Raw genomic sequence first — 8193 nt, forward strand, 5'->3', positions numbered from 1 at the left:
GTCGAAGGTCGCTTCGTTCACGGCCTGCGTGCGCCCGTCCTGTTCGAAACTGGCGCTGAGGCGTTGGGGCTCGGTGCTGAGTTCGGGCGTGTACTGGTAGGTGATGGTCCGCTTCCTCGCATTGGCGCTTGTCGCCTGGCTGTCGCGGGTGGTGCGGGTCTCGATCAATTGGGTCTGGCCGCGGTAGTCATAGGTGTCGACGCGTTGTCCCACCTGAGTTTCGCGCAGGCGGTCAAGGCCGTCGAAGGTCCGCTTGCACAACTGCTGGGGCGAGGCGCCAGCTTGTTTGCGAATCGCCAGCAGAGTGGTGAGTTCGCGGGTGCTATGGGGCGCGAAACTGCGCAGCAACGACGACCCGTCTGCGCGTGTGGATTCGTCGATGCGCCCCCAGATGTCGTAGTGGTACGCATCGGCCCTGATGATCGGTGCCTGGGTCTGAGCCTGCAACGTCAGTGATCGCCTCACGCAGCGCCCCAGGCCGTCATAGCGGTAGTCGACGCGCCCCACTTCCCGCTGTGGCGCCTTATCGGTTGCGGATGCGGTGGGTGAGGATGCCATCTGACGGTACTCATGGGCGGGATTGCCGAAGCGGTTGAATTCGACGACCCCCAGTTGTTTGACGGCACCGGGTTCGTCAGCTGGCGCCACCCAGCGAGTGATGACATTGCCTTCCTTGCCGAACGGCGAGAACACCCTGTGTTCGCAGGTCTTGTCCGGGCGAGTCTTCGTGCGCAGCCCACCCCAGCCGTCATACGTGTAGCCAGAGGTCATGGTCAGGGTTCGCTCTGTGGGCGCCTCGCCGTCGGGGTCATCGATCACATAGTCGAAGGCAGTTTCGCTCACCAGGCGGCCTATCGAGTCGTAACGGTACTCAGCGGTGGTGCGAGTGATTCGCTGTTGGGTTTCCGGGTCGGTAATCTCCCGTTCTTCGCGGATCCTGCGCTGGTTACCGTCATGGACCACCCGGGTAACCACACCCTTGGCATCGGTGACTTCCTCAGCCCGCCGGGTCCGGTTGTCTTCCCTCAAAATGGGGTAGGCGTAGGTGGTGGTCGTACGATAGATCGAATCGTCGGGGTTGATGGTGTGCTCGACCAGCCGGCCCAACACATCGTATTGGAAGCGAGTGATAATGCCGTTGACATCCTCACCCTCGAGCAATTGGCCAGTCAGCCCGCAATGAACATGGGAGATGATTTTTTCCAGGGTGCCACCCGGGGCCTTGAAGTGTGTCTTGGTTTGCAGCCGCGTCAACTTGCCCTGTGCATCGCGCAACGGCTCGTAAGCCCATTCGGTTCGGGCCGTGGTGCCATTGAGGCTGACTTTCTTATAATCGACCCGGCCATGCAGCCTGGGTTTGTCAGGCATTTGCAGATAAGCCGTTTCGATGGTGCGCAGCAGCACTTCCTCGTCACCCGCCAAGTTGTTCTGCGAGGGCCTGACTTCAACGCTCTGCTCTTCATAGGCTGCCAGCCAGGTGCTGGCTGCATGGGACCCTGCAATCTTGTGCAGGGGGGCGTGCGCCTTGTAGCGGTAACGGGTGCGCAAGATCGCAGCGGCGGCCGAGCCTTCGTCATCCACAGCGGCTGGGTACACAGTGATGCTTTTCAGATTGCGGACGAAGCCTTCAGGATCCTCGGGGCAGCCGTCGCTTGCGCTCGCCGGGTAGTATTCACGCACTTGGCGTATGCCGCTGGCCAGCAGCTCTTCCACCAGGTTGCCGTGTTCGTCATAGCAGGTGGTAACGGTTTCCTCCCGTAAGTCAATCGAATTGCCCGATTGGCTCCATGACCTGGTTATCTTGTGTGGCAGTTGGAAAAAAGCAGGCTGTTGCTCGAAGCGCGCATTGGCTACTTCGTGAAACTCGGTCTTCACCGTTTCGATGCAGCCTTCCTGCGTATCGACCTTCTCGGTCATCAGGTGAAAGCGATTGAACACCCTTTGTTCCGTGCGCAATGGCTGGCCGTCGCAATAATTGGTCGCGGTGGAGCCATAGGTGTATTGCGTTCCGGTGTGCTTGTACAGGTGATCCTGGCGATAGTTTTCGTCCCAGACCACGCCGTCCGCCCCGAAGCCCAGATAGTTGTGGACGGTGAACGTATAGTCGGTACGCAGGTGGGTAGCTTTGTCCAGTGGATCGGGTTGCATGACGTGCCGACGGACATAGGGTAGCCAGGCGTCTACACCGGGCAATGCATGGCCCCGCTCCTGATAGGTGATGAGCTCGGTGCCGCCGGCAGGGTTGTCCAGGCGTTCGAGCAGCAGCAGCCCGCCCAGGAGGGTGTAGCCGAAATGCCAGCTGGCCTGGTCTTCGCTTGGCAGTACCAGGGAAGAGAGGTTTTCGCCCGTGAATTTCAGGGTGTAGCGGGCGAAAGCGATGCTGGCGGGGTGCAGGTCCAGCTTTACCTGCGCATTACCGGCATAGTCGATGGCGAGCAGCCGCTGCTCGTTGTCGTCCTCGATCGAGACGAGCCTGGCCATGGCATCGTATTCCAGGCTGATGCCATGGCCAGAAGGGGTGTGTACGTGAACTGGCAGGGCGACGCCGGCTGGGCCCTGCTGCACTTCAAGTATTTCGACCAGCCCGGAGGCGTGGGCCACGCGGTAACGTTTGTTGTCGTCACTACCGATGTTCTGGAAGTGGAAGCTTTCGAGTTTGCGCTCGGGGATGAGCGCGGGCGCATCCGGGCCGTTGTCGATAACCTGAAAACTCTCCCCGGTGTACAGCTCCAACATGCCATCTCGAGGATCGAAGCGGCTCAACTTCAAACTCCAACCTTTGCCGAAACCGGTGTTGAGCCCATTCATGGGGTTGAAGGCCAGACACAATGGCAAGTCCGGGCCCTGCAGGTCATTGGCGTTCAGTGCCGGTAGGTCGATAGTCAAGGCATAGGTGCCGGTTCGCGGGTCGACGCTGCCCTGGGTGAAACTCATGAAATTGAAGGCGTTGGATTGCACTGTCATGGTGTGGTCCTCGCTGGCGGTTGTTCATGCAGACACGATGACGGTGACTTTTCCTAACGTATCGCGCTTGGCCGGTTTCTCTGATTTATCAACGAGCAACAAACCGAGGCCTTCCTGGAGGAAGTTTTCTTTTTGGTAGCCATTTACGTAATAGTGAATATCCTCACTTCCCCCCAGATGTGCAGGTTGATGCGTGGTCTTGAAAGTGGCCCACCATTCGGGATTGTCGTCGTCGTCGAGGTCTCTTGATTCCAGTTTGATGATGGCGGCCGACGGCATATTTGTCATATTTATTCTGCGGGGTTTACTCAGTTTGTCACTCCCATTTTTTAAATTCAAGACAACCGCTGTGCCACTGCCTGCAGGCGGCACGGACAAGCTGGAAAATTTATCGTCAGGGTCAATCACCAGAAGCGTACCGGCCGTTAATAAGGTATCCATTTTATAGGTCCACTGTTAGTAGTTTGAGTATGAAGCGTGTACGAAAAACGCTTGTCTTGCGCAATTATTCTACGGGTGCAAGGAAGTGGCAGCACCTATCAAAACTGCTAGGTGCGGCGAGGTTTTGGCTGCCCTAGAGTAATGCCGTGACTCATCGCTTAATTCAGTCGATACGTCTGCCGTGGGTTGCGCAGTGATAGATGGCGCGGATCCAATAGTTTCTGCACATAAAGGATGAGTATTACGATGGCAAATCATTATCAGACTAGCCCGGCCCGCCCTATTGTTGAACTCAATGAATGGGGGGAAATTGATCTTGATGCATTGCAGGGCAAGGCCCTATCGACGTTCATCAAGTACGAGGGCATGACAGAAGGTGATCGGGTTGCCCCGCGCTGGTTGTCAGTCGGCGTCACGGGTGAAGCAGTTGACGATATCAAGGGCATATTGCCAATCGAGGAACAGGACCTTGAGCGGGGTTTGCCAGTGCTGATCAAGAACGATGATTTGCAGCGAGCGGCGGGTGGCTGGGCGTTCTACTCCTACACACTGAACGACACAGCGGAGTCTCTTCGCCTTTTTTGCTATGTGGGCTTGCGCGGGCGCACCGTAAACGAGCGATTGCCGCCTGCGCTGTCGGCGCAAGCGCATGGTTTGCTGATTTGCCCTGACCAATTGGAAAGCGAAGGGGCGACATTCAACATCGCGCCGTACCAGGCGATGCAGATAGGTGACACGATTCGCTTCGAACTGGTCGGTTTTGACGAAGACGGTGAAGAGGACGACACCGAGAAGCTCTCGCTGACGGTTGGCCCCGAGCATTTCGACAAGAAGCCTCTGGCGTTCACCGTAAGGCGGAATTTTTTTCGCTTCATAGACCCAGGCTCAGCGCAGGCAACCTACGCCATCGATTTCATCGATGGCCAGACTCTGGACGCGCCGCCCCAGGAGTTTTTGGTTGACTCCGAAGCCAGCTGGCCGGGGTACTTGAGCAAGCCTGCCATTGTAGGCCACAACGGCGAGGGTGACGACGAACTGGACCCGGCCAAGTTTCGTGATGGCCTGGCAATCCGTGTCAAAGCCTACCCTGGCATGGCCGTCGGCGATCGTGTGGCCCTGTACTGGCGCAGCCCTGCCGGTGATGTCGTGCAGGTAATGCGGGTCGACCCCAGCACCGAAGCCAACGGCGAGATCCCCTTCCACCTGCCTGGTGAAGTCGCCCTGGCCAGCGAGGGGCTGCGTGTGACGCTGGCCTATCTCTATGCCCGTCCTGGTGTCAGCTTGCTCTCGGACTCGCTGCAGGTGCAGGTGAAAGCGATACGGCAATTGGACCCGCCCTCGGTGGTCGACGCGGTACCCGAGGGCTCCGCAGCATATGGCACCTTGGCCGCCCGCGATGCCGTCAACGGGGCCTATGTCGACGTGCCCGACGTCGCCAGAGAGGGCGAATCCGTAGAGGTGCACTGGTGGGGCCAGGCCCCCCTTGGGCGTTTCGTCGCTACACAGCCTGTGCCTGCCAATCCGCGGCGGTTTCATATCCCGGCTGAATATGTGCCCGCCAACATGGGGCGGGGGAGTGCCGACCAGTCCCGGCGCTTCGAGGTGTTCTACGTGCTTCAACCCGGAGGTGAACGTTCGCCAGCCTACAACCTCCGCATCTCGCCCTTGCAGGTCAATCGCTACCCGACGTTGGTCTGCGACGAGGGTAACCAGCTGTCGCTGAAGGAGGTGCCGCCCACTGGGGTCGGCCTGAGCCTGGGTAGCTGGTTGTTTGGCGCTGCCGGTCAACTGCTGACGCTATCGGTCACGGGGGTGAACAAAGGCGGCGTCGGTGAGCTTAGCGATGTCATCCGTGATGGCGTGCCGGTCTCGGCCGAGGAGGCCGCTGACGGGGTCAAGACCCGCTTGCCCCGCAGCCTGCTGGAACGGCTGGAGGTCAATGAGCAATTCACTTTGTCCGCACGTTTGAGCTTCGATGGGGGCGACTACTTCACGCCCTTCAACAGCAGCACGGTGACCTTGTTCGAATAATTAAACGCGCCGAGTGCCCCGTTGGTTGGAGGGTGCCGGCATTTCAATACAAGCGCTTGAGGAGTGCATGGCCATGGCCAAACCTACTATGGAGCAATACCTGACTTACATGAAATCGGCACCTCGTACTTTAGGGTGGGGTGCCTTGCTGGTTTATGACCGTTTCAGAACCAACCGGCTGTTGGCCCAGGAGCACATTGAGCGTTTCAATAACGAGACCTGGTTGCCGCCGATCAGCGTGCGAACCGAAACCGAGGCTGGCAGCTGGACAGATGTTGGTGGGTTGATTTTCGACAAGCCTCGACTGTCATTCGCCAACTCCAATATTAGCTCTTCCAAGGCGCGCCTGAGCATGAACGCGATTGCGGGTACCTTCCGCGAGCTGAGGCAACAGGTCGGGAGTTCCCAGGTGGAGTTGGTAAGCTTGTCGGAGATCGATCCCCTCAGTGGCCCAGCGGTACGCATGAATATCGATCTCACTGCCAGCGATCATGGTTCGATCAATGACGAGGGGCGCGTGACGCTGGACCTCGCCGACCCAGGCGCCTACTCCTTCGAGGTTAGTTCCTGGAAAGAGCTGAATGAAAAGGTGGGCCAAGCCTTGCACAGGGAGTTTGCCGGCCTGCCCGCCGAACAACGTGTCTGGGAGCTCAACACCCTGGCGCCTGTCGAAGATGAGCTGAACCCTACGTCGTTCGCTGTGCGGACGCATTCATTGGGCCGAGCTGGAAAGGCTGTGGCCAGTGCAGATGAAGACGAGTTGGAGGAGGGCGCTGTGCTGGTGGGGGTGGCGTTCAATAATGCCGCAGGCGGAAATTTCCCAGTCGCCGACAAGTCCTTGCCTTATTTGCTCCCAGAATCCAGCGCTGATGATTCGTTTTCGGTAAATATTCTACTTGCCAATGAAACGTGGATGAGTGAAGTAGCAAGAAAGGTCGCTGAATCACCCGATGTGAAGGAGACTCCGCAACTCGTAATAGACCAGTCTGGGCTTTTTTTAACGATACGCTTCGGCGATGTACCGACTTCAGTGCCGAAGTTTTCAGAAGACTATGGCGAGCACGGGAGGGACCGCTGGCATTGGCGGTACCGCCTACTTGAACATGGTGGGTTTGAGTTGGCCGATCCCGAAGACGGTTTTCGTCTGGTTTTGGAAGGCAATAAGTTCAGGTTTGCTCTCAAAGGTACGGCAAAATCTAGTATCCATGCAGTTTTTGATTTGGATGGTGTGTGGATGAAAGGCGATCGGGATATGAAAATCGATTTTGATTTCGCCAAAGAGTATCTCGTCGAATTGGATAAAAGTAGCAATAAAGTCGTTCTCGTGCCGGGCGAGGCGATCGAACACTTGGCCGTTGAGCCCGAGCATCCTAAAGGCTTCAACTTGGCATTTGGGGACTTCGTGGAGCATCAATTTTACCCTGATCTCCAAGCGCTCTTGACTAACAGATTCCGCGAATTGACCTCGGCGATAGAAACCGCGGCAATATCATTTGATCTGTTTCGTCTGAATGGGTTGCTGTTCAGAGGCGATCAAGTGGTACAAGGAGATCTCGTGCAGGTGCCAGGTGACATGAGCTTGCTGGGAGAGCTTGCCCCGAATCTCACCGCGTTCGCGGTCGAACCCTTGGAGGCCAAGATGCTTGCCGGGAGCACGCAGGCATTCACGCTGCAGCCTGAGCCATCGGGCAATGTCCAATGGCAGGCCAGGCGCCTGCCGGGCGAGGTGGGTGACGCCGGCACATTCAATGGCAGCACTTATACGGCACCCAGTGCGAGCGAGTTCCAAGGCAGCCTGCTGCGCATCATTGTGACCGGTACGGCTGGAGGGCGCAGCAGCAGCGCGTTGGTTACCGTGGTGCCTAACTCCGTGGCGGTTTTCCCGTTCCTGTTCCACGCCCAATACTCGGCACCTGGCATGCCGAAACCCTATGTTGTCGTTGGAGGTCGCCTTGGTGCCGAGCTGAATTGGCTTGAAACACCCGATTTCAAGGGCAGGCTGCGAGCAGTGACCGAAGCGGACAGACAGAACGCTGATCTGGACATTCCCAAAGACCGGGAGGTTCGGATTTATGAATCACCCGAACCATCGACCGGTAATCTAGACCCTTTCGACAATCGCATCCACATTGATCGTATCGAAGTCACCGACGGTGTTCGGCGGGCAGGGATCGACGTCGTCATTCCTTGGGTGAGTGCTACCGCAACCCTAAAGGCCGAGCCTGCAGGTAGCAATGGAGTTCGATTCGCATTGTGGGTGCTCGATGACAGTGTAGGTGGGTTTATCGAGGTGCCGCCGGAAGAAACGACCTGGAAGCTGGTCAAGGGCGAAGGAGCGCTGAATGAGGCGACGGGAATCTACACCCTTGCGCAGGGCGAGCACTACGCCATCGTCGCGGCCCTGGACAAGATGGGAGGCCGTAACCCTGCGTGGGGCTTCACTACCGTACCTATCCCCTATGACCAGGCCTATGAGGAATTGCTAGCGCATGTGCGCCTGCATAGCCATCGGAGGGGGGCATGATCATGGCGGGCAATTCCAAACGAGAGCTGCTCGAAGCATTAAGCGAAGGCGACGCCGTTCAGGGCTGGGGCGGCATCCTGGCCCTGGGCCAGGCCCCTGCGAACAGCTTGCTGCAAGCGAGCTATCTGGAAGCGCTGCGTGATCAGGATATGCTCTTGCCAATCAGCGGCCACTATTACCTGGATAGCCAGCGCACCGAGCAGGTGGTGTTGGACGGACTGGTGCTCGCGCCG

4 protein-coding genes and 1 pseudogene are annotated in these 8193 nt (G+C 58.0%); 3 read left to right on the forward strand and 2 right to left on the reverse strand.

What is annotated here, in order from left to right; genetic code table 11:
• Window positions 1-2964, reverse strand: a pseudogene (locus tag APH30_RS25130) (sugar-binding protein); the annotation flags it as partial.
• Between the two features lie 24 nt (window positions 2965-2988).
• Complete coding sequence (locus APH30_RS28915) at window positions 2989-3405, reverse strand: hypothetical protein (protein ID WP_156326665.1); 417 nt, start codon at window positions 3403-3405, stop codon at window positions 2989-2991.
• A gap of 246 nt (window positions 3406-3651) precedes the next feature.
• On the opposite strand from APH30_RS28915, the gene APH30_RS25140 reads away from it, so the two are divergent.
• The 3 genes from APH30_RS25140 to APH30_RS25150 form a co-directional block, all read left to right on the forward strand.
• Window positions 3652-5436: a hypothetical protein gene (locus APH30_RS25140; RefSeq protein ID WP_156326667.1), complete on the forward strand. Its 1785-nt coding sequence runs from the start codon at window positions 3652-3654 to the stop codon at window positions 5434-5436.
• 73 nt (window positions 5437-5509) lie between these two features.
• On the forward strand, window positions 5510-7960 hold the full coding sequence (locus tag APH30_RS25145) for a hypothetical protein (RefSeq protein ID WP_156326669.1): 2451 nt from the start codon (window positions 5510-5512) through the stop codon (window positions 7958-7960).
• On the forward strand, window positions 7957-8193 hold a 237-nt coding region (locus tag APH30_RS25150), incomplete at its 3' end, for a hypothetical protein (protein WP_156326671.1). The genes APH30_RS25145 and APH30_RS25150, both read left to right, overlap by 4 nt.

Origin of the sequence: Pseudomonas sp. NBRC 111127, assembly GCF_001320345.1 — a bacterium.
Taxonomy (GTDB): domain Bacteria; phylum Pseudomonadota; class Gammaproteobacteria; order Pseudomonadales; family Pseudomonadaceae; genus Aquipseudomonas; species Aquipseudomonas juntendi.